Raw genomic sequence first — 21,752 nt, forward strand, 5'->3', positions numbered from 1 at the left:
TCCGCTCTCGGCCGGTGTCAGACGACGAGGGTCGGCCGTGACGGCAGGCGCTCGGTGGGGTCGTAGGCGTGCCAGGCCGCGGCGAGCGCCCGCACCGCCGCCGACAGCTCCGCCTCGGGGAACAGGAAGTGCAGCCGCATCCGGTCCGCGAGGCCGCCGAGCGGGTCGAAGGAGCGGCCGGGCGGCACCGCCACCCCGTGCCTGAGCGCGACCTGGGCGAAGGAGTCGGCGTCGCCGCGCGGCAGCCGGACCCAGATCGTCTGGCCGCCCCGTGCCGGTTCGAACGACCAGGACGGCAGGTGCGCGCGCAGCTCGGCGCACAGGTGGTCGTGGCGGGCGCGCAGGACCCGTACGCGGTCGCGCCTGATGTCGTCGAGGCGGTGCAGCAGCGCGGCGGCGGCGAGCTGGCCGACCACGTCGCCGCCGAGGTCGTGCACGGCGCGGAGCCGGGCGAGCCGGGCGGCCAGCGGCGCCGGCGCCCTGATCCAGCCGACGCGCAGGCCGCCCCAGACGACCTTGCTCAGCGACGCGATCGTGACCACCTGCTCGCCGGTGGTGTAGGCGGTGAGCGGGGCCGGTGTGTCGCCGTCGAAGCAGAGCTCCGCGGAGACCTCGTCGTCGATCACCGGCAGGTCGTGCTCGGCGGCCAGCGCGGCCAGCCGGCGGCGCGCCGGCCCGTCCATGACCGACCCCGTGGGATTGCTCGCGGTCGGCACCGTGTAGAGCAGCGCGGGCCGCTCCCGCACGGCCCGGACGAGGTCGACCGGCGCGGGGCGGCGGGCGGGTGGTTCTCCGGGGGAGAGGGTTTCCCGGGGGTCGAGGGTGACCGGGCGGATCGCGGCCGCGGCGTGGCGGAAGACCTCCAGGGCCCCGGGGTACGTCGGGGACTCGGTCAGGACCCGGTCGCCGGGCGACACCAGCAGACCGGTCAGCAGGGTGAGCGCCTGTTGGGCGCCGTTGGTCACGATGATCTCCGCCGCGCTCGTCGGCACGCCGCGCCGCCGGTAGTAGGCGGCCGCCGCCTCCCGCAGATCCGGCTGGCCGGCGGGCTGGTAACCCAGGTCGCGCATGCCCGCGAGCCGCCCGGCCGCCTCCTCGTACGCCTCCGCCAGCTCCGGCGGCGGCTCGTCCGGGGCGGCGCAGGTCAGCAGCGTCACCCCGTCCGGCGGGTGCAGGATGTGCAGCAGCAGCGGGTTCGCCGTCACCCCGTCGCCGGTGCGGGTGGCCGGCAGGTCCAGTTCGGCGACGCGGGTGCCGCTGCCCTGCCGCCGCATCACCCGCCCTTCCCGCTGGAGCAGCTCGTACGCGGCCACCACGGTGCCGCGGCCGACCGCCAGCCGTCTGGCCAGCCCCCGGTCCGGCGGCAGCAGCTCTCCGGGGGGCAGCACGCCGTCGTCGACGAGTGCCCTCAGCCGGGCCGCGAGCAGCAGGTAGAGCGGCCCGCGCCCGGACGCCCAGCGGCCCAGCAGATCGACGAGATGGTCGACATTGGCCCCATTCATAGACCAATCTTGTGGGATTGGCTCTGATCTCGTGCGACTTTTCCGGACATCCTTACGTACATGACCGAATACCGTCCTGAAACCCGCGCGGTCCACGTGCCCCACCCCGTGGTCGAGGGCAGCCGCCCGATCACCGTGCCCATCTACCAGACCTCCGGGTTCACCTTCGACGACCCGGCGGTCATGGCCGACGGCATGGGGAGGCCCGACGGCCCGTACGTCTACGGCCGCTACAGCAACCCCACCGTCCGCGCCCTGGAGGAGGCCGTCTCCGGTCTGGAGGGCGGCGTCGCCGCCATCGCCACCGGCTCCGGCATGGCCGCCATCAACACCGTGCTGCTCGGCCTGCTCAAGCCGGGCGACCACCTGATCGCCCAGCGGGCCCTGTACGGCGGCACCGCGGGCATGATCAACGAGCTGGTGTCGCGGTTCGGCGTCGAGGTCAGCTACGTGCCCGAGCACGACCCCGCCGCGCTCCGCGCCGCCGTCGGGCCGCGGACGAAGCTGGTCTACCTGGAGACCATCGCCAACCCGATGTGCCAGGTCGCCGACCTGCCCGCGATGTGCGCGGCGGCCCGCGAGCTGGGCCTGGTCAGCGTGGTCGACAACACCTTCGCCACCCCTCTGCTGTGCCGCCCGATCGAGCACGGCGCCGACGTCGTCGTCCACTCCACCACCAAGTACCTGTCCGGGCACACGGACGTGGTCGGCGGCATGGCGGTGTTCGCCGACGACGCGCTCTACCGCGACGTCTGGCACTTCGCGATCGAGCTGGGGCCGTCGCCGGACCCGTTCGCCGCCTGGCTGAGCCTGCGCGGGATGCAGACGCTGGGGCTGCGCATGGAGCGCCACTGCGCCAACACCCGCCTGCTCGCGACCCGCCTGGCCGAGCACCCGTCGGTGGCGGCCGTGCACTGGCCGGGCCTGCCCTCGCACCCGTCGCACGAGGTGGCGGCCAAGCTGCTGCCCGACTTCGGCGGCCTCTTCTCGTTCGACCTGACGGGCGGGCGCGCGGCGGGGGAGAGGTTCATGCGGTCGGTACGGCTGGCGCTGGTCGCGCCGTCGCTGGGCGGCGTCGAGACGCTCATCCTGCACCCGGCCACCACCTCGCACCGCTCGCTCACCGCCGCCGAGCTGGCCAGGCACGGCATCGGTGAGGGCACGGTACGGGTCGCCGTCGGCATCGAGCACCCCGAGGATCTCTGGGCGGACTTCGAGCAGGCGTTGACTTAGTCCTTAGGCATTGAGGAAAATGCCTAAGTGCTGTCCGAGCTCCGCGCCGTGGCCAGCGAGCCGCGCCTGCTGATCCTCCACTGGCTCAAGGACCCGGTCGCGCACTTCCCGCCCCAGGTCGACGGCGACTTGGTGGCCGACGGGGTGTGCGGCCAGTCCATCGCCGGCAAGCTCGGCATGACCCAGCCCAGCGCCACCGGCCACCTCAAGATCCTGGAGCGCGCCGGCCTCATCCGCGGCAAGCGGATCAGGCAGTGGGTGTTCTACCGGCGCGACGAGGAGCGGATAGCACAGCTCAAACGGACGATCGAGGGGGAGCTGTGACGGTGACGTACGAGGACGTGGTGGCGGCGGCCGGGCGGATCGGGGCGCACGTGCTGCGCACGCCGGTCCTGGAGGTCGCGCCGGGGCTCGTGCTCAAGCTGGAGCTGCTGCAGCACTCCGGGTCGTTCAAGGTGCGCGGGGCGTTCAACCGGATGCTGGCGGCGGGCGAGCTGCCGCCGGGCGGGGTGATCGCGGCCAGTGGCGGCAACCACGGGCTGGCGGTCGCGTACGCGGCGCGGGCGCTGGGGGCGCGGGCCGAGATCTTCGTGCCGGAGGTGACCAGCCCGGTCAAGATGGCCGGGCTGCGGGCGCTCGGCGCCCGGATCAACCAGGTCGGGGCGATCTACTCCGAGGCGGCCGAGGCGGCCGCCAAGCGCGCCGCCGAGACGGGCGCGCTGAAGGTGCACGCCTACGACCAGGCCGAGGTGGTGGCCGGGCAGGGCACCACCGGGCTGGAGCTGATGGAGCAGACGGGCGGCGTCGACACCATCCTGGTCGCCGTCGGCGGCGGCGGCTTCGCCGCGGGCATCGCCCTCGGCTCCGCTGTCCCGCCTTCCTCCCAGGAGCCGCCGCTGTCCGGCTCGGAGGCGTCGCCCACGTTCGCTTCGGGTCAGGGCTACCGCCGGGGACGGCCCAGGATCGTGGCGGTGGAGCCGGAGCGGATCCCCACCTTCCACGAGGCGCTCAAGGCTGGCCGGCCGGTGCCCGTGGAGGTGGGCGGGGTGGCGGCCGACTCGCTGGGCGCCACCGCGCTGGGCGACATCGCGTACGAGATCCTCGCCTCGTCCGGCGCGCGCAGCGTGCTGGTCGCCGAGGACGCCATCGTGGCCGCCCGCCGCACCCTCTGGGAGAGGCACCGCCTGGTCACCGAGCACGGCGGCGCGACCGCGTACGCCGCGCTGCTGTCGGGCGCCTACACCCCCGCGCCCGGCGAGCGGGTGGCGGTGGTGGTCTGCGGCTCCAACACCGACCCCGCCACACTCGCCGCCGAGTGACCCGCCACGGGAACCGGGCGGCGGGTGGAACGGTCGCACGGTGATTTCGGGACGAAACAGGATGCGATGCCGGCATCGCCGGGATAGCGTCGCCCCTCATGAGCATGTCCCGGGAACGTCCCCCTTTCGTCGCCGATGAACGCACCCAGCTTGTGGGCTGGCTCGACATGCAACGCGCGATCGTCCAGTGGAAGTGCGCGGGGCTGTCGGAGGAGGACGCCGACATGCGGATCGACGGCGTCCCCCTGGTGAAGCTCCTCGACGAGTACGAGCGTCAGTGCCGGATCTCGAACGAGATCGTCGCCGCCCACTCGCTGGACGACGTGGGCAAACACCCCGACTACCGCTCGGGCGCGGCGAGCCTGCGCTGGATGCTGATCCACATGGTCGAGGAGACCGCCAGGCACGCCGGCCACCTGGACACCATCAGGGAACTGGTCGACGGCGAGAAGGGCTACTACTGACCCCCACCCGGGCTCAGCTGTACGTGTGTTCGGGGCCGGGGAAGGAGCCGCCGACGACCTCGTCGGCGAACGCCCGCGCGGCCCTGTCGAGCTCGGCGCCCAGGTCGGCGTAGCGCTTGACGAATCGGGCCGGGCTGGGGGTCAGCCCCATCATGTCCTGCCAGACGAGCACCTGGGCGTCGGTGGCGGAGCCCGCGCCGATGCCGATCGTGGGGATCGACAGCGAGGCCGTCACCCGTTCCGCGAGGTCGGCGGGCACGCATTCGAGCACGACCGAGAACGCGCCGGCCCGCTCCAGGTCCTTGGCGTCGGCCATCAGCTCGTCGCCCGCCTCCCCGCGCCCCTGGACGCGGTAGCCGCCGAGCGCGTTGACCGACTGGGGGGTCAGGCCGAGGTGGGCCATGACCGGCACGCCCGCCGAGACGAGCGCCTCCACCTGGGGCACCACCCGCCGGCCGCCCTCCAGCTTGACCGCGTGCGCGCCGGCCTCCTTCATGAACCGGGCCGCCGACTCCAGCGCCTGCCCCGGTGACGTCTGATAGGAGCCGAACGGCAGGTCGGCGACCACGAGCGCGCGAGAGGAGCCGCGCACCACGGCCGCGGTCAGCGACAGCAGGTCGTCGACGGTGACCGGCAGGGTGGAGTCGTAGCCGTACACCACCATGGCGGCCGAGTCACCCACGAGCAGGACGGGAATGCCCGCCGCGTCGAACACCCGGGCCGTCATCGCGTCGTAGGCGGTGATCATCGGCCACCGCTCCCCGCGCTCCTTGGCCGCGGCGAGGTCGCGCACGGTGACCCGGCGGCCGGAAACGCCGCCGTACAGGGTGGTTGAGGACATCAGGTCAACCTCCGAAAGCGTCTCGAGGCGCCCTGGTGGCGTCCCCGGACTCCCTCCGATGATGCCAGGCGCGGCCCCGGCAGGAAAACCCGTGGCGGAAGTGTCGGTGGGGGCTGGAACAATGGGCCTGGAGGTAAGCAATCTAGATGGCAATCGAACCTTACCGGCGTCTCTTCCGGCTGCCGGGTGTGGGCGTGCTGCTGCTGGTGGGACTGGCCGCCCGGGTCCCCACCACGGCCATGAGCATGGCGCTGACACTGCATGTCGTGGAGACGCTCAAGCTGGACTACGTCATGGCCGGGACCGTCACGGCGGCGATCACGCTCGGCATGGCCGTGGGCTCCCCGCTGGCCGGGAGGTTGGTCGACCGTTACGGGCTGCGCCCGGTGCTGATCGTCACCACGGCCGCGCAGGCGCTGTTCTGGTCGTCGGCCTGGAAGCTGCCGTTCCCGGTGCTGACGGGCGCCGCGCTGGTGGCCGGGCTGCTCGCGCTGCCGGTGTTCTCGGTGGTCCGCCAGTGCCTGGCCGCCATGGTGCCGCTGGAGCAGCGCCGCACGGCGTTCTCGTTCGACTCGATGTTCGTCGAGGTGTCCTACATGACCGGGCCCGCGCTGGCGGTGGCGGGCATCACCGTGCTCGGCAGCGGGCCGACGATGACCGCCATCGCGGTCGGCACCGCCGGCGCCGGGATCGGGCTCCTGCTGCTCAACCCGCCGACCAGGTCGGCGGCCGAGCTGGCGGAGCCGGAGGTCAGGATCCCCAGGCGGACGTGGCTCACCCCGCGCATGGTCGCGCTGCTGGGCACCGCCGCCGCCGCGACGTTCGTGCTCACCGCGACCGAGCTGGCCGTGGTCGGCACCATGAAGGACTCCGGCCACACCCAGTGGATCGGCCTGGCCGTCGGCATCTGGTGCTTCTATTCGCTGCTGGGCGGGTTCCTCTACGGGATGCTGTCGCGCGGGTTCTCGCCGCTCGTGCTCATCGGCCTGATAGGGCTGCTCACGATGCCGGTGGCGCTGGTCTCCGGCGGCTGGTGGTGGCTGGTGCTGGCGCTGCTGCCGTCGGGCCTGCTCTGCGCACCCTCGCTGTCGTCCACCGTCGAGACGCTCAGCCGCTGGGTGCCGGCGGGCGCCAGAGGAGAGGCCATGGGCCTCAACGGCACCGCGCTGCTGATCGGCGGCGCGGCCTCCGCGCCGATCGCGGGCAAGGTCATCGACCTGTACGGCGCTTCGTGGGCGTTCGTGGTCGCCGGTGCGGCAGGCGTGGTCATGGTGCTGGTGGCACTGCCGTTCTGGCGGCGCGGCAGGGAGATCGCGCCGGTCGCCGCCGATCCCGCGAAGGTGCCGGAGGAGCTCCCCGCCTGACCTGATACGAAACGATACGGTTGCGTATCGGAACGCCCTGCGATACGGTCACGTTGCGAAACTTGACCGTATCGGAATTTGGGTGTGCTCATGGACGAGAACGCGGGACATCCGCGCCGGTGGGCGATCCTCGGCGTGCTGGTGTTCAGCCTGCTGGCGGTCGTGCTCGACAACACGATCCTGAACGTGGCGATGAAGACCATCGCCGACCCGGTGGCCGGGCTGGGCGCGACCCAGAGCGAGCTGGAGTGGGCGATCAACTCCTACACGCTCGTCTTCGCCGGCCTGCTCTTCACCTTCGGCGTGATCGGCGACCGCACCGGACGCAAGCGCATGCTGTTCGTCGGCATGGTGCTGTTCGGCCTGTCGTCGCTGGCCAGCGCCTACGCCCAGGACCCCACCCAGCTGATCCTGGCGCGGGCGGCGATGGGCATCGGCGGCGCGGCGATCATGCCGGCCACGCTGGCCATCATCTCCAACGTCTTCCCGGCACGGGAGCGCGGGAAGGCGATCGGCGTGTGGGCGGCCGGCGTCGGGCTGGCCGTCGCCATCGGCCCGATCACCGGCGGGCTGCTCCTTGAGCGCTTCTGGTGGGGCTCGGTCTTCCTGATCAACGTGCCGATCGTGCTCATCAGCATGGCGCTGATCGGCCCGGTCGTGCCCGAGTCGCGCGACCCCAGGCCGTCGCGGCTCGACCCGGTGGGCGTGCTGCTGTCGATCATCGGCCTGGTCGCCGTCGTCTACGGCATCATCCGGGGCGGCGAGCTGGCCACCGTCACCTCGCCCGAGGTGTTCGTGCCGGTGCTGGCCGGCGTCGCGGTGCTGGGCGCGTTCGTCTGGTGGGAGCGGCGCATCGACAACCCGGCCTTCGACGTGCGCTACTTCGGCGACGTCCGGTTCACCTCGGCCATCGCCACGATCGGCATCGTCTTCTTCGCGATGATGGGCGGGATGTTCTTCCTCACCTTCTACCTGCAGGTGGCGCTGGGTTTCAGCCCCGTGCAGGCGGGGGCGCTCATGCTGCCGTTCGCGGTCGCGCAGCTCATCTTCGCGCCGCTGAGCCAGCGGGTGAACGAGAAGTTCGGGGCCAAGCTGTCGGCCACCGTCAGCCTCCTGGTGCTGACCGCGATCCTGCTCGGCTACACCTTCTTCGACCTGCACACGCCGGTCCCCGTGCTGCTGGCCGTGTTCTTCGTGCAGGGCGTCGCGATGGCCAACATCATGCCGCCCGCCACGACCGCCATCATGGAGGCGCTGCCCCGGGAGAAGGCCGGGGTCGGCTCGGCAATGAGCAACACCGTCCGCCAGGTCGCCGGCGCGCTCGGCGTGGCCGTGCTGGGTTCCGTGCTCTCCTCCTCCTACCGCGGCGAGATCGCGCCCGCGCTGGCGGGCCTGCCCGCGGACGTCCAGCACGCGGGCGGCGAGTCCGTCATGGCGACGGCCGCGCTGGCGCACTCACTCGGCGAGCGCGGGGAGTCGCTGCTGGGCCTGGCCAACGAGGCGTTCGTGCACAGCATGCACGTCACCTCCCTGGCCTCGGCGGGGATCGCCCTGGCCGGCGCCGCCGTGGTGGCCCGGTGGATGCCCGGCAAGCCACGCCCGGTCTCCCAGCCGGAGCAGCAGGAACCAGCGGTAGTCTGAGATCGACATGACCACCCAGCACCAGGCCCGGGCGGGCCGCCCTCGCAGCGAGAAGGCCGAGAAGGCGATCATCGAGGCCACCCTCGACCTGATAGCCGAGGGCATGGGCGTCGCCGAGCTGTCGATCGAGGCGATCGCGTCCCGCGCGGGCGTGGGCAAGACCACGATCTACCGGCGCTGGGCCAACAAGGAGGATCTGGTCGTCGACGCGCTGGCGACGCTCCGCGAGCCGCTCCCGCCGCTGGCGGGCGAGTCTGTGCGCGACGACCTCATCGCCCTGCTCGACGTCGTCCGCCGCGAGGCGGGTCAGCGGCGGGCCCGCTGTGTGATGAACGTGGCGATGGGCGAGACCGACCGGTCCAAGCGCGTCAGCGAGCGGTTCTTCAAGCTGGCGCTGGAGCCGAGGCGGGTGGCCATGAGGCGGGTGCTCGGCCGCGGCGTCGCCAACGGTGAGCTCCGCCCCGACCTGGACGTGGAGCTGGGCATGGCGCTGCTGTCGGGCGCCATGATCTGGTTCAGCAAGTGGGGCCCCGAGGGCGACCTGCCCGAAGACCTGGCCGAGCGCGTCGTCGACCACGCCCTGGAAGGGCTCGTCTCACGCCGCTAGGGGTAGGCACAAGGTGAGCCTTGCTCTACTCTCGCGATCATGCGTCCCTTACGCAGGATCACGGTGCTCGCCGCGCTCGCCCTGGCCCTGCTGGCGCCCGCCGGCGCGGCGCTGGCGCACGAGGAACGGCCGGTCACGTTCCCCGACGGGTCCGGCAGCGTCCCCGTGCTGCGCACCGAGGATCCCGACCTGCTGGTCTGCAAGACCGACCGGGCCGACTTCGAGCGGCGCGTCGCGGGCTTCCCCGCGGACCTGAGGGAACGCAACCTCCGCCTGTTCGCCGACTGCCAGGAGAGCGGGGTCAGGCACCTCCAGGAGGCGGTCGACCGGGTCGACGAGCCGGGCATGACGATCGCGATCCTGCCCGGCCTCTACCGTGAGGAGCCGAGCCAGGCCCCGCCCACCGGCGAGTGCGCCCGGCTCCCCGCCCGCTGGTCGGACTGGGGCTACCAGATCCTCTCCTACGAGCAGCAGGTCCTGTGCCCGCACAACCAGAACCTCGTCGCCATCCTCGGCAAGGAGAACCTGCAGATCGAGGGCACCGGCGCCGGCCCCCTCGACGTGATCGTCGACGCCGAGTACCGCAAGCTGAACGCCATCAGGGCCGACCGCACGAACGGGATCTACTTCCGCAACCTCACCGCCCAGCGCACCACCTTCAACTCCCTGTACGTGCTCGAAACCGACGGGTTCGTCATCGACCGCGTCCTCACCCGCTGGAACGACGAGTACGGCTTCCTCACCTTCGCCAGCGACCACGGCCTCTACACCGACTGCGAGTCGTACGGCAACGGCGACGGCGGCCTCTACCCCGGCAGCGCCTCGAACATCAACGACGGCCGCGGCCACGACGTCCCCCGCTACGCCATCGAGATCCGCCGCTGCAAGAGCCACGACAACGCCCTCGGCTACTCCGGCACCGCGGGCGACTCCGTATGGGCGCACGACAACGAGTTCTACGACAACATGGTCGGCGCCACGATGGACAGCCTCTGGCCCGACCACCCCGGCCTGCCGCAGAACCACGCGCTGTTCGAGAACAACAAGATCTACGACAACAACCGCGACTACTACCGCTTCACCCGCGACGGCACCTGCTCCCGCCCGCCCGCCGAACGCGGCTACGAGCAGGGCGTCGTCTGCCCCCAGGTGGGCGTCCCGCCCGGCACCGGCGTCATCGTCGCGGGCGGCAACCACAACGTGTTCAGGAACAACCACCTGTGGAACAACCGCGGCGCCGCCTTCCAGCTCTTCGGCGTCCCCGCGTTCATCCGCGGCGAGGGCGACCTGGCCAAACAGGCCGACACCTCCAACCACAACCGGTTCGAGGCCAACGTGCTCGGCGTCGCGCCCACCGGCGAGCGGCGGCCCAACGGCAGGGACGTGTGGTGGGACGGTCAGGGCACCGGCAACTGCTGGCAGCCCGGCGTCGCGCTGACCACCCCCGCCGCGCTGCCCCGCTGCGGCGCACGGGCGCCCGAGCTGTCGGGCGGCTCCGACCGGCTGCTCGCCGAACCCGTCAAGATCGCCAAGCTGTTCCTCTGCTCCGACTTCAACGCCGCCCAGGCCCGCCTGCCGGCCGGCTGCGACTGGTTCGGCGCCTCCGGACTCGGCCGGGTGGAGACCCAGCTCGCCCTGGGCGGCTCGCTCGTCCTCGGGCTGGTCGCGGTCCTGTTCTGGGTACGGGCGCACCGCGCGGCCAGACGGCGCCGCGGCACCCCCGGAGGGAACGGGGTGCCGCCGGGCGTGGGCGAGGCGGGGGAGCGGCGGCTGCGCCTCATCTCGGCCGGGTCGGTCGTGGGGCTGGCCGGGCTGGCGCTGGACGTGGTCGCGGCCGCCATGGACGACCCGTACCTGACGGGGGTGGCGCTGCTGCTCGTGGCCGGTTGGTCGATCTGCCTGGGCGCGGCGCTGCGGCCGGGGGCGTTCGCCTGGTTCACGATCGTGCTGGGCCTGCTGACCGTGGCGGACGCCTACGACCGGATGGTCGGGCTCATCCCCCTCATCCCGCTCGGACCGGGCTGGATCCGCGGCTTGCTGACGGGCGTCTGGGTCCTCTGGGCCGTGGTCCACCTCGCCCCGCGCCGCACCCGTACGGAGGAGAAGACCCCCGGCGACGCGGAGGCCGTCGCGTGAGGGGCCGCGGTGTCTGTGCGGTCCTGATCGCCGTGGTCGCGACGGCGGGATGCGGGCCGCTCTCGGACACCCATCACAGGCCAGGGAACAGTCACGAGGTCGCCACCGCCGCGCCCGCGCCGGGGGAGGCGCACGCCGAGATCACCGTCGAGGCGGGCCGCGTCCGGCCCCCGTCCGGCTGGCTGGAGGCGGCCCGCGGCCAGACCGTCAGCATCACCGTCACCAGCGACGTCCCCGACGAGCTGCACGTGCACGGCTACGACGTCGAAGCGGCCCTGCGACCCGGCGAACCGGCCACGGTGCGGTTCGTGGCGGACGTGACCGGGGTGTTCGAGGTGGAGACCCACAACAGCCACCTGGTCCTCGTCCAGGTGGCGGTCCGATGACGGCGCTCCCGCACGGGGCGGCGCCTTGGGCGGCGGGGTATCCGGACGTCGCCCGGCGAGGGGAGGCGCTGCTCGCGCACGGCATCGGCGACCGCGCCGACCTGCCGATCCCGCTCTTCTACGCCTACGCCGGGGCGCTCGCCGCCCTCGTCGTGTCCTTCCTGGCGCTCGGCCTGCTCTGGGCCGACTCCCGCTTCCGCGGCGACCGCGCCGGCGTGACCCTGAACCTCCGCCTCCCCGCCCGCCCGCTCCGCGTCCTCACCCTGGTCGCCGCCGCCTACACCGTCGGCTGGCTGCTGCTCGGCCCCGAAGCCGGGAACGCCGGCGCGTACCTGGTCTATGTGCTCTTCTGGGTCGGCCTGATCCCCGCGTCGTTGCTGTTCGGCCCGGTGTGGCGGCTGCTCAACCCGTTCCGCCTGCTGCCCGACCGCCCCCGCCGCCCGCTCCCGCCGCGCCTCGGCTACTGGCCCGCCGCCCTCGGGCTGCTCGCCTTCACCTGGATGGAGCTCGTCGCCCCCGAACCCGCCGCCCCGCCCACCCTCCTCGCCTTCCTCACCCTGTACGCGGCCGCGCAGACGACCGGAACCCTCGTGTACGGGCACGGATGGCTGGAACGCGGCGACCCGTTCGAGGTGTACTCCACCCTGGCCGGCCAGCTCGCCCCCATCGGCCGTCGCGCCGACGGCACCCTCGTGCTGCGCGGCCCCTTCGACGGCCTCGACGCCATCCGGCCCGCCCCCGGCCTGGTCGCCACCGTGTGCGTGCTCCTCGGCAGCACCGGCTATGACGGCTTCTCCACCACCCCCGCCTGGGTGGACGCCCTCCAGTCAGGCCCGCTCGGCCGCGCCGGCCTCGGCACCGCCGGCCTGCTCGCCGCCATCGCCGCCGTCGCCCTCCTGTACGGAGCGTGCCTGTGGCTGGCCGGCCGGATCGGCGGCGCCCGCGACCTGGCCCCGCGCTTCGCCCACTCCCTGGTCCCGATCGCCATCGGCTACCTGATCGCGCACTACTTCTCGCTCCTGGTCATCGAGGGCCAGCGCGCGGTCATCCTGTCACTGGGGCTGGACGCGGAGGTGAACCCGGACCTGGTGTCGCCCCCGGTGATCGCCACCGTGCAGGTGCTGGCCATCATCGCCGGTCACGTGGCGGGCGTGGTCGCGGCCCACGACCGCTCGGTCCGGCTGCTTCCCCCGGCCAAGGCGGTGGCGGGCCAGATCCCGCTGTTCGTCCTCATGCTCTGCTACACCCTCGGCGGCCTCACCCTCCTCCTGGCCTGACAGCCGGGAGGACATGTGCGAACCGTCACATCAGGGGCAACATGGCCGGCACGGCCCTGGCCGCGACGACCACGCTGGTGGCGGGCGCGGCCCCGGCCGGCGCCGCCGGACCCTGCGGCAGCAGCTACTCCCGGGTCGGCGTCTACGCGGTCTCCAAGAACGGCACCCGCACGGGCACGCTGGAGGTGTACTACAGCTCCAGCACCGGAAAGAACTGCGCCCTGACCTACGGCTACGGTCAGTACGACGGCACCACCAGCTGGAAGCACGTCACGATCTCGAGAGGTGACGGCAGCGGGGCGGACACCGACGCGGGTAACTACAAGTACTACGCCGGCCTGGTGTACGTCTCGGAGCCCGGCCAGTGCATCGACGTCAGCGCGACCGTCCTCGCCTGGACGATCCTCGAGCTCAACAACGTGCACTGCGGCTGATCCCCTGACCAGGAGAAGGGCCCGCCGCGCGGCGGGCCTTTCCGTAGGGGAGAAGGCCTACGTGCTCTCGCGCCAGCGGTTGGTGATGGGGAGACGCCGGTCGCGGCCGAAGTTCTTCGGGGTGATCTTGGGGCCCGGCGGATACTGGCGGCGCTTGTACTCGGCCAGGTCCACCAGCCGGATGACGCGGGCGACCAGCGCCGGATCGTGCCCGGCGGCGATGAGCTCCCGGGAGCCCATGTCCTTCTCGACGTAGTCGTCCAGCAGCTTGTCCAGGACCTCGTACGGCGGAAGGGAGTCGGTGTCGCGCTGGTCGGGGCGGAGTTCGGCGCTGGGCTCCTTGGTGATGGAGTTCGGCGGGATCGGCTCGTCCACCTGGAGCCGGAACGACGGGTCGCCACCGCCGTTGCGCCACCTCGACAGCTCCCACACCATGAGCTTCGGCACGTCCTTGATCGGCGCGAACCCGCCCGCCGAGTCGCCGTAGAGCGTGGAGTAGCCGGTGGCCAGCTCGCTCTTGTTCCCGGTGGTGAGCACCAGGTGGCCGTGCTGGTTCGACAGGCCCATGAGGATCATGCCGCGCACCCGGGCCTGGAGGTTCTCGGAGGCCAGGCCGGACAGCTCGATCTCCTTCTCGAACGAGGTCACGATCTCCGCGATGGGCACCACCTGCGCCCGCAGGCCCTGCCGCCGTACCAGGTCCTGGGCGTCCGACAGCGAGTGCTCGGAGGAGTAGCGGGAGGGCATGAGCACCACGTGCACCCGAGACGGGCCGATGGCGTCGGCGGCGATGGTGGCCGTCAGGGCGGAGTCGATGCCGCCCGACAGCCCGAGGATGACCGACTCGAACCCGTTCTTGGCCACGTAGTCGCGCACCGACAGCACCAGCGCCTCGTAGACCTCGGCGACCGTGTCCAGCGGCTCGGCCACGCTCGGGGGCTCCGGCTCGTACGCGGGAAGCGGGTCGTCCGACAGCACCAGCCGGTCCACGGTGATGGTGGTGCCGTCGCCGGCGTCGTACGGGAAGGACCCGGGCTCGGCGGACGAGACCGGCAGGTCGAGGTCGCAGACCAGCAGTTCCTCACGGAACTGGGCGGCCCGCGCGACCAGCTCGCCGCGGGCGTCCACCACCAGCGAGTCGCCGTCGAAGACCAGCTCGTCCTGCCCGCCGACCTGGTTGACGTAGACGAGCGCGCTGCCGGCCTCGCGCGCCCTGCGCGCGCACAGCTCCAGGCGGATGTCGTCCTTCTCCTTCTCGTACGGGGAGGCGTTCGGCACCACGAGCAGGCCCGCTCCCGCCTGGCCGACCACGGCGACCGGGCCGCCGTCCTGCCAGAGGTCCTCACAGACCGCCACGGCGACGTCGACGCCGTGCAGCCGGAAGATCGGCAGCCGGTCGCCGCGGACGAAGTAGCGGTACTCGTCGAACACCCCGTAGTTCGGCAGGTGGTGCTTGGCGGTGCGGGCCACCACCCGGCCGCGGTGGAGCAGGGCGGCGGCGTCGAGCGGGGCGCCCTTGGGCTGGCCGACCCGGGGGGCCAGGCCGGCCCGGTCGACGTAGCCGACCACCACCGGCAGGTCGCCGAGGCCCTCGCGGTCGAGCCGGAGCGCCACCTCCTCGATCGCGGCGATGCTGGCGTCCACGAAGGAGGTGCGCAGCACGAGGTCCTCGACGGGGTAGCCGGTGAGGAACATCTCGGTGAACACGGCCAGGTGCGCGCCGCGGTCGGCGGCCCGGCGGGTCCACGCCACGAGCTTGTCGGCGTTGCCGGCCAGGTCGCCTACGGTCGGGTTCGTCTGGGCCAGGGCGATACGCAGTTGTGCCACGGCCCCAGCCTAGTACGGGGTTATTTTTAGCCTCAAAATGACGATAAATCGGCTTACTTCGCTGCGATGCTTCCCGGGGTCACCAGGCCGGACTCGTAGGCCGCGACCACGAGCTGCGCCCGCTCGAACAACCCCAGGTTGTCGAGCAGCGTCCGCACCGTCCCCTGCACCTCCGGCTCCGGCATGGCCAGCGTCTGGCCGATCTGCCGGTTCGTGAGCCCGCGTGCCACCAGCTTCAGCACGTCGAGCTGGGCGTCGGTGAGCCCGGCCAGCGCGGGCGGCGAGGCCGGGTCGGTGCGCCCGGCGAAGGCGGAGATCAGCCGGGTGGTGACCGCCGGGTCGATGAGCGCGTCGCCCGCGGCGGCGGCCCGGATGGCGGCGACGAGCTGCTCGGGCGGCGAGGTCTTGAGCATGAACCCGCTGACGCCCGCGCGCAGCGCCGCGTAGAGGTTCTCGTCGCTGCCGAAGGTGGTCATCATGATCACTTTGGGCGGATCGGCGGCGGTGAGGATGCGGCGGGCGGCGGCCAGGCCGTCCAGGTTCGGCATCTGGATGTCGAGCAGCACGACGTCGGGGCGCAGGGCGCGGGCGGCGGCGATGGCCTCCTCGCCGTCCCCGGCCTCCCCGGCCGCCTCCAGCCCCGCCTCCGCGGCCAGCACGACCTTGAGCCCGGCACGTACCAGCGCCTGGTCGTCGGCGACGAGCACCCGCAGGGGCGGGCCGCCGGGGGAGGCCGCGGGCTCCGCGTCGGCGGCGGGCCGGTCCGCCACGGGGGCCTGCGGGATGTCCGGCAGGGTCTGGGAGAGCATGTCGTGCTCCAGTCGCTGCAACCCCGCCGTGAGGTCCAGGCCCAGTTCGTCCCGCCAGACCGCGCGGGCGCGGCGCAGCGCGGCGAGCGCGTCGCCCTGCCGGCCGGTGCGGTAGAGGGCCAGCGCCAGCAGGCGCCAGGCCTCCTCGCGCAGCGGATGCGCGGCGGCGTGCGCCTCCAGGTCCGCGACCAGCGCCGTCGGGCTCCCGAGCGCCAGCCCGGCCGCCCCCCGCCGCTCGATCGCGACGAGCCGCAACTCCTCCAGCCTGGCCGCCTCGGTCGCCGCCCACGTCAGGTCGGCGAACTCGGCCAGCGCGGGCCCGCGCCACAGCGCCAGCGCGCCGTCCATGGCCGCCCACACCTCGCCGGGCGGCCCGTCGGACTTGGCCAGGCGCTCGAACCGCCAGGTGTCCACCTGCTCGGGCCGGGCCCGCAGCGCGTAGCCCGGCGGGGCCGACACCAGGACGGACGCCTCCTCGCGGGGCGCCCGGCCCGGTTCGAGCACGCGGCGCAGCCGGGAGACGTACCCCTGGATGGTCGAGAGCGCCTGCGCGGGCGGATCGCCGGGCCAGAGCTCGTCGATGAGCGTGTTCACGGGAACGGCCCGGCCCCCGGCCACGATCAGCCGGGCGAGCACCGCCCGCTGTCGCTGACCGCCGAGGTCGAGGGGGACGCCGTCCGCCCAGGCCTGGAACGGTCCGAGCGCAGTGAAAGTCAACATTGTGGGCATAAGCCTACGGCCATCCAGATGTGCCGGTAAATGGGAACTCATGGCGTGGGCAGATCCGCGCTCACCACGGTTCCGCCGTCTTCGGCGGCCCGTACCACGCAGGTGCCGCCCAGCTCGGCGGCGCGCTCGCGCATGGACCCCAGCCCGACGCCCGCGCGGGCGTCCGGCGGCAGGCCGATCCCGTCGTCGGCCACCGTGACGCGCAGCACCCGGTTGCCGCGCTCCAGCCGGACCGTCACGCGGGAGGCGGCCGCGTGCTTGCGCGCGTTCGTGAGCGCCTCCTGGACGATCCGGTACGCCGCCACCTCCACCGCCGCGGGCAGGCCGTCCAGGTCGCCGTCGGTCTCCACCGAGGTCGCCGGCTCCTCGGGCGTGCGGGCCAGCTCTCCGATCGCGCCGGCCAGGCCGAGCTCGTCGATCGCCGGGGGACGCAGCCCGTACACGAGCTGCCTGATGTCGCCGCTGATCGCGTCCATGCCCGCGCGCAGGTCGGCCAGCAGCCGTTCGGCCTGCTCGGGGGAGCGGCGCAGGGAGACACGGGCCGCGTTGATCACCATCGCCATCCCGGTGAGCGACTGGCCCAGCCCGTCGTGCAGGTCGCGGCGCAGGCGCCGCCGCTCCTCCTCGCGCGCGGTCAGGATCCGCTCGCGCGACCGCCGCACGGCCGCGGTCATGCGCACCGCGTGCGCGGCGTCGGCGAGGTACGGGAGGAGCGTGGCGATCACCCGCTCGTCGTGCGCGGCGGGGAAGCGGCGCCGGCCCGCCGGGCCGATGAGCAGCAGCCCGACCGGCTCGCCGTGCCAGACCAGCGGGACGGTACGGGCGACGGGCTCGGGCGAGCCGGTCACCGTGGTCGCGCCGTCCACCTCGACCGCCGCCCCGGTCACCGACAGCCCTTCGCGCAGCACCTCCAGCGCGGCCAGCAGCCCGTGGCCCGGGTCGACGCGCTGCAGCCGGTGCTTGAGCCGCTCGGCCAGCTCGGCGGGCACGCCGATGCCGCCGTAGAGCAGGCGGTCCACACCGCGCTGCAGCGCGTGCCGCATCGGCTGGAAGAACACCCCGGCGAACAGCGCGGCCGCCAGCCCGGCGACCGGGTCCACCTCGGCCAGGAACAGGCTGGAGGCGGCGCCCACCGCCAGGTAGACGGCGGTGATGACCAGGGCGAGCCCGGTGCCGACCATGGCCCGGCTGATCAGCGTGTCGATGCCGAACAGCCGGTAGCACAGCACCGCCACCGCGATCGCCGCCGGGATGAGCGGGATGCCGAGCGTGGCCAGCCACCAGAACGGCCCGCCGAGCATCCACGGGATCAGCAGCCCCGGCAGGGTGACGAGCACCCACAGGATCTGCCGCCGCTCGACCGGGTCGCCCCGGGTGAACCGCACGGCCAGCGAGGCGAAGGCCAGCGCCATGCCCGCGGCGACGAGCACGTGGGCGGCGTCCCTCAGCTCCCTTTCCATGATCACGATCGCGGTCCAGTCGAGCAGGTGACCCGCCACCGCCGGCAGGAGCGCCCACCGCCAGCGCGGCGACGGCATCCGGCCCGCCGGGTAGAGCAGGGGCAGCAGCACGCCGAGCGAGAGCTGGCAGGCCTGCCAGGTGGCCTGCACCACGATCCAGCCCCACCCCGGCTCCCCGTACAGGGCGATGAGGTTGGCGGACAGGATGTTGGCGGCGGCACTCACGCCGCCCGCGCACAGCAGCCACCCGATGGCCAGCCGCGGCCTGCGCACCACCAGGATGGCGCCGAACACCGGGAACGCGGTGCCGGCCACGTCCTCCGGCGCGAACGGGAGCGGCGTGTAGGAGGCGGGCGGCAGCTGGGCGGTCACCCAGGCGTTGGCGAGCTCCAAGGCGATCGCGAGCGTGGCGAGCCCGATCGCCACACCGCGCGCCGCCCCTGCGTGGCGCATGAAATCCGTCCTCCCAGCCCTCTGGCAGGGAGGAAATTATCGGGCCTGGGCCAACGATGAATCAAGATCCGTTCAACGGCGCCTGATCGCTGGGCCGATCGCGAGCATCCCCGCCGCGGAGACGAGGCCGATCCCGCCCGTCGTGAACCAGAGCGCCGGCTGCCCGCCGATCTCCAGCAGGGCGCTGCCCATCAGCGGCGTCAGCATCCCGGCCGCCGACCAGGCGAACCCGAACAGTCCCGCGTACCGGCCGCGCAGGTGGGCCGGGGCGAGCCTGGCCAGGATGGTCCCGGCGATGCCCGCGGTGACGATCTCGCCGGCGGTCCACACGGCGATGGTGACCGCCAGCATGGCCGTGCTGGTGACGAAGGCCGTCAGCGTGAACCCCACCCCCATCACCGCCAGCCCCGCCGCCAGCGTCCTGGGCGCGTCCCTGCGGCCCAGCCAGCCGGACACGAGCGGCTGCACGATCACGATGAGCACCCCGTTCAGCGCCATCGCCGCGCCGAACTGGGCGGTCGTCAGCCCGGCCAGCTTCGTCATCGCCACCGGCAGCATCGTGTACGTCTGCGCGTACATCAGCGCGTTCCCGAGCGTCACCAGCGTGAACGCGACCATCAGCCGGTCGCGCAGCACCATCCCGAACCCGCCGGGCCCGGACTCGCCCGTGGGCCGGGTCTCCGGCACCGCCCGCCACACCAGCGCCGCGAAGACCAGGCAGCTCGCCGCGTTCAGCCAGAACAGCAGGAGGAAGCCCTGCTGCGCCAGCCACCCGCCCGCCGTCATGCCGACCGAGTAGCCCAGGTTGATCGCCCAGAACAGCAGCCCGAACGCCCGCGGCCGGTGCTCTGGCGAGACCAGGTCGGCGACCAGCGCGTTCGAGGCCGGCCGGTAGGCGTCCACGACCAGGCCGAGCGCCAGCATCGAGGCCAGGATCGCGGGCAGCGTCGTGCTGTAGCCGAGCGCCATCAGCGCCGCCGCGGTGGCCACCATGCCGCCGGCCAGCGTGGCCCGGCGCCCGATCCGGTCGGCCAGTGTCCCGGCCAGCAGCTGCGACAGCAGCGACCCCGCCCCGAAGACGGCCATGACCAGACCGGCGGCGGCCACGGACAGGCCGCGCGCCTGGGTGAGGAACACGCCGGTGAACGGCAGCACCATGGCGCCCAGGCGGTTCACCAGGGTGCCGCCCCACAGGGCCCAGAAGGGGCGGGGCAGCCCGCCGAACGCGGCGCGCAGGAAGGGCGGTTTTTCGGGAGCGGTGGTCGTCACCCCGCCAGGTTCCGGCCCTCGGATCGCCGGGTCGAACGATTTAGGGCACACTAAAAGCATGCCGGTGACGTGGGAGCTGAAGCCTGAGGACGTGGCCCGGATCCGGTTCGCCTTCTCCCCGCTGTGGGAGCTGGTCGCGAGCCTGCGCACCCTCCAGGACCCGGCCAGGCAGGCCCTGCATCTGCCGTGGCTCACCTGCGTGCGGCCCCGCCTGGCCGGGCTCGACCTGGCCGAGCTGCTCGCGCTCGTGCCCCCGAGCGGCTATCTCGCCGACTTCCTCACCCCGCCGCCCGACACGCCCATGCCCGACTTCGCCGCCGAGCTGGAGCGCGTCCGGCGCACCTCGCCGGAGCGGGCGCTGCACGAGGCGCGGGAGGTGCGCTCCGCCGATCCGGCCGCGCTCGGCCGGTTCGTCGCCGACCCGGCGGGCGGGATCCAGCGGGTCGCCGACGCCCTTGAGGCGTACTGGCGGACGTGTCTCGCCGAGTTCTGGCCGCGCGTCCACGCGCTGCTCGAACGCGACGTGCTGCGCCGCTCGCGGCAGCTCGCCAGGGGCGGCGCCCGCGAGCTGTTCGACGGGCTCGACCCGGCCGTCACCTGGGCCGGTGGCCGGCTCCTCGTCGACCGGCCCTGGTGCAACGACGACCCGGCGCTGCACGGCGACGGCCTGGTGCTGGTGCCGAGCGCGTTCTACTGGCCGTCGGTCGCCGTCATGTCCGCCCCGTACCAGTCGATGCTCGTCTATCCGGTGCTCGGCGTCGGCACGCTGTGGGAGCAGGGCCCGCCGCCCGCGCCCGGCGCGCTCGCCGCGCTCATCGGCCGCAGCCGCGCCCGCATCCTGCTCGCGCTGGCCGAGCCGGCCACCACCACGGCGCTGGCCGGCCGCATGGCGCTGACGCCCGGCGCGGTCAGCCAGCACCTGACCGTGCTCAGCGGCAGCGGCCTGACCGTCGGCATGCGGGTCGGCAAGCAGGTCGTCTACCGCCGCACCGCCACCGGCGACGCGCTCGCCGCCGCCCCTCACGCGTAGCGGGACGACTCCAGCAGCCAGTCGAGGTGGGCCCGCGGCGCCGCGAGGTAGGCGCACGCCACCTTGCTCACGTCCCTGGCGGTGCCCGGCGCGAGATCGTCCAGCGGCAGCCGACGCGCGGCCCCGCTCATGTCGCGGCACCGCTCGGCGATCCGGTCGAGCACCCAGCCGACCGCCTCCCGCTCGCCCAGGCCCAGCTCGCGCATCGCGATCACGACCAGGTTGTGGCCGTCGCCGCGCTCCTTGGGCCGCGAGGCCACGTCGTTGCACCAGGCGGTGATGTCGCTGCAGGAGTTCACCAGCTCCTGCCACGGCTCCGACCGGTGCACCCAGGCCGGCACCTCCACCCGCAGGCACGGCTCCACCAGGTCGTACAGGTAGGGACCGACCGTGCCCCTGCGCAGCATCGGGTAGTCGGCCAGCGTCGGCGCCTGGCCCGCCGCCCTGTTGTCGGCCTCGGTGCGGCAGGCGTAGTGCTGGCGCTGCAGGTTGACCGCGAACCGGCGGCGCCACTGGTCGCTCATCCGCGCGCTCGTCACCCGCCACAGGTCGGCGAAGGCCGCCTCCAGCGGATGGCCGCCGGCGCCCTCCAGCATCCCCTGGAACACCTCCAGCGGGCACGGCCCCTCGTCCAGCTCGTCGTCCAGGTGGAACAGCCACGTCAGCCACTGCGCGAACAGCGCCGCCGCGGCCGCGTCGAACTCGGCGAACGCCCGCCCCGCCATCCGGTGGAAGCCGACCCCCGGGTCGGCGCGCAGGCCCGTACGGCGCGCCCAGTCGATGACGGCCGCCTCGATCGCGTACACGGCGGGATGCATCCGGCACGGCGCCGCCATCCCGGGCACCCGCTCGACCAGCGGCAGCAGCGCGGCCGCGGCCCTGCTGCCCCGGCGGGGCAGCGGCAGCAGGGGCTTCCAGTGCAGGACGGATCGGAGCGCGGACCGTACGGAAGCCATCACGGTCGTGCTCAC

Annotated in this window: 19 protein-coding genes; 12 read left to right on the forward strand and 7 right to left on the reverse strand. The window is 73.2% G+C overall.

Annotated features, from left to right (window positions below; genetic code table 11):
* Positions 1–17: 17 nt before the first annotated feature.
* Complete coding sequence (locus ACZ6YG_RS04515; RefSeq protein ID WP_466017206.1) at positions 18–1,502, reverse strand: aminotransferase-like domain-containing protein; 1,485 nt, start codon at positions 1,500–1,502, stop codon at positions 18–20.
* 60 nt (positions 1,503–1,562) lie between these two features.
* Here ACZ6YG_RS04515 and ACZ6YG_RS04520 point away from each other — a divergent pair, with 60 nt between their 5' ends.
* The 4 genes from ACZ6YG_RS04520 to ACZ6YG_RS04535 all read left to right on the forward strand — a co-directional run bounded on the left by ACZ6YG_RS04520 (position 1,563) and on the right by ACZ6YG_RS04535 (position 4,518).
* Complete coding sequence (locus ACZ6YG_RS04520; protein WP_148032876.1) at positions 1,563–2,735, forward strand: trans-sulfuration enzyme family protein; 1,173 nt, start codon at positions 1,563–1,565, stop codon at positions 2,733–2,735.
* A 27-nt stretch (positions 2,736–2,762) separates the two neighbouring features.
* Positions 2,763–3,059: an ArsR/SmtB family transcription factor gene (locus ACZ6YG_RS04525; RefSeq protein ID WP_466017207.1), complete on the forward strand. Its 297-nt coding sequence runs from the start codon at positions 2,763–2,765 to the stop codon at positions 3,057–3,059.
* Positions 3,060–3,061: 2 nt separating this feature from the next.
* On the forward strand, positions 3,062–4,054 hold the full coding sequence (locus ACZ6YG_RS04530) for a threonine/serine dehydratase (protein ID WP_466017208.1): 993 nt from the start codon (positions 3,062–3,064) through the stop codon (positions 4,052–4,054).
* 98 nt (positions 4,055–4,152) lie between these two features.
* Positions 4,153–4,518, forward strand: coding sequence for a mycothiol transferase (locus ACZ6YG_RS04535; RefSeq protein ID WP_466017209.1), 366 nt, complete (start codon positions 4,153–4,155; stop codon positions 4,516–4,518).
* A gap of 13 nt (positions 4,519–4,531) precedes the next feature.
* Here the strand turns inward: ACZ6YG_RS04535 and panB are convergent, their stop codons facing one another.
* Complete coding sequence (gene panB / locus ACZ6YG_RS04540; protein WP_219544724.1) at positions 4,532–5,359, reverse strand: 3-methyl-2-oxobutanoate hydroxymethyltransferase; 828 nt, start codon at positions 5,357–5,359, stop codon at positions 4,532–4,534.
* Positions 5,360–5,505: 146 nt separating this feature from the next.
* Here panB and ACZ6YG_RS04545 point away from each other — a divergent pair, with 146 nt between their 5' ends.
* From ACZ6YG_RS04545 to ACZ6YG_RS04575, 7 genes are all read left to right on the forward strand, one after another.
* Positions 5,506–6,723: an MFS transporter gene (locus ACZ6YG_RS04545; RefSeq protein ID WP_148032872.1), complete on the forward strand. Its 1,218-nt coding sequence runs from the start codon at positions 5,506–5,508 to the stop codon at positions 6,721–6,723.
* Between the two features lie 90 nt (positions 6,724–6,813).
* Complete coding sequence (locus ACZ6YG_RS04550; protein ID WP_397197215.1) at positions 6,814–8,364, forward strand: MFS transporter; 1,551 nt, start codon at positions 6,814–6,816, stop codon at positions 8,362–8,364.
* 7 nt (positions 8,365–8,371) lie between these two features.
* On the forward strand, positions 8,372–8,971 hold the full coding sequence (locus ACZ6YG_RS04555) for a TetR/AcrR family transcriptional regulator (RefSeq protein WP_148032871.1): 600 nt from the start codon (positions 8,372–8,374) through the stop codon (positions 8,969–8,971).
* 39 nt (positions 8,972–9,010) lie between these two features.
* A complete protein-coding gene (locus ACZ6YG_RS04560; protein WP_466017210.1) occupies positions 9,011–11,107 on the forward strand; it encodes a right-handed parallel beta-helix repeat-containing protein in 2,097 nt (698 codons plus the stop codon).
* Positions 11,104–11,493 (forward strand): cupredoxin domain-containing protein, encoded by a 390-nt coding sequence (locus ACZ6YG_RS04565; RefSeq protein WP_466017211.1) that lies wholly within the window; start codon positions 11,104–11,106, stop codon positions 11,491–11,493. The genes ACZ6YG_RS04560 and ACZ6YG_RS04565 overlap by 4 nt, the downstream gene beginning before the upstream one ends.
* On the forward strand, positions 11,490–12,770 hold the full coding sequence (locus ACZ6YG_RS04570; protein WP_271278759.1) for a hypothetical protein: 1,281 nt from the start codon (positions 11,490–11,492) through the stop codon (positions 12,768–12,770). Before ACZ6YG_RS04565 ends, ACZ6YG_RS04570 begins: the two co-directional genes overlap by 4 nt.
* 41 nt (positions 12,771–12,811) lie before the next feature.
* Positions 12,812–13,204, forward strand: coding sequence for a hypothetical protein (locus ACZ6YG_RS04575; RefSeq protein WP_466017212.1), 393 nt, complete (start codon positions 12,812–12,814; stop codon positions 13,202–13,204).
* Between the two features lie 57 nt (positions 13,205–13,261).
* Here ACZ6YG_RS04575 and ACZ6YG_RS04580 read toward each other — a convergent pair whose 3' ends face one another.
* The 4 genes from ACZ6YG_RS04580 to ACZ6YG_RS04595 form a co-directional block, all read right to left on the reverse strand.
* Positions 13,262–15,031: an NAD+ synthase gene (locus ACZ6YG_RS04580; RefSeq protein ID WP_466017213.1), complete on the reverse strand. Its 1,770-nt coding sequence runs from the start codon at positions 15,029–15,031 to the stop codon at positions 13,262–13,264.
* A 53-nt stretch (positions 15,032–15,084) separates the two neighbouring features.
* The gene (locus ACZ6YG_RS04585) at positions 15,085–16,560 is read right to left on the reverse strand and encodes a BTAD domain-containing putative transcriptional regulator (protein WP_466017214.1); all 1,476 of its coding nucleotides are present in this window, start codon (positions 16,558–16,560) and stop codon (positions 15,085–15,087) included.
* A gap of 47 nt (positions 16,561–16,607) precedes the next feature.
* Positions 16,608–18,482 carry a sensor histidine kinase gene (locus ACZ6YG_RS04590; protein ID WP_466017215.1) on the reverse strand — a complete coding sequence of 625 codons (1,875 nt, stop codon included), beginning with the start codon at positions 18,480–18,482 and terminating at the stop codon, positions 16,608–16,610.
* A 72-nt stretch (positions 18,483–18,554) separates the two neighbouring features.
* On the reverse strand, positions 18,555–19,751 hold the full coding sequence (locus ACZ6YG_RS04595; RefSeq protein ID WP_466017216.1) for an MDR family MFS transporter: 1,197 nt from the start codon (positions 19,749–19,751) through the stop codon (positions 18,555–18,557).
* Positions 19,752–19,809: 58 nt separating this feature from the next.
* On the opposite strand from ACZ6YG_RS04595, the gene ACZ6YG_RS04600 reads away from it, so the two are divergent.
* Positions 19,810–20,781, forward strand: a complete 972-nt coding sequence (locus tag ACZ6YG_RS04600; RefSeq protein WP_148032864.1) for a DUF5937 family protein — start codon at positions 19,810–19,812, stop codon at positions 20,779–20,781.
* Here ACZ6YG_RS04600 and ACZ6YG_RS04605 read toward each other — a convergent pair.
* The gene (locus ACZ6YG_RS04605) at positions 20,772–21,752 is read right to left on the reverse strand and encodes a terpene synthase family protein (protein ID WP_261808693.1); all 981 of its coding nucleotides are present in this window, start codon (positions 21,750–21,752) and stop codon (positions 20,772–20,774) included. The genes ACZ6YG_RS04600 and ACZ6YG_RS04605 overlap by 10 nt on opposite strands.

Source organism: Nonomuraea sp. NPDC054003 (genome assembly GCF_055585125.1).